The organism is Winogradskyella poriferorum, from assembly GCF_050618035.1.
Lineage (GTDB): Bacteria > Bacteroidota > Bacteroidia > Flavobacteriales > Flavobacteriaceae > Winogradskyella > Winogradskyella poriferorum_A.
In genome coordinates, this window is sequence record NZ_JBODPY010000127.1 from 1 (window position 1) to 235 (window position 235).

Annotated in this window: 1 protein-coding gene; it reads left to right on the forward strand. The window is 35.3% G+C overall.

Annotation, left to right across the window (positions count from 1 at the left end):
• Nucleotides 1-235 (forward strand): MotA/TolQ/ExbB proton channel family protein (locus ACRHOC_RS15180; protein WP_431159446.1); only part of this gene is annotated, 235 nt, incomplete at both ends.

Consider the following 235-nt stretch of genomic DNA (forward strand, 5'->3'; position numbering starts at 1 on the left):
AGGTGGATTCAAATTTCAAGAATCAAATAAAGGACCATGTGAGTAATGGTAAGATTGATTCTGCACAGAAGCTTTGTGCTCAGATAAATTCACCTGTATCAAGACTAATATCGAAAGGTATTACCCGTATTGGTAAACCTTTAGAGGATATCAATACAGGAATTGAGAATGCTGGTCGCTTAGAAATTTACAGTTTAGAAAAGAATGTTACGATATTGGCTACCATTTCTGCTGT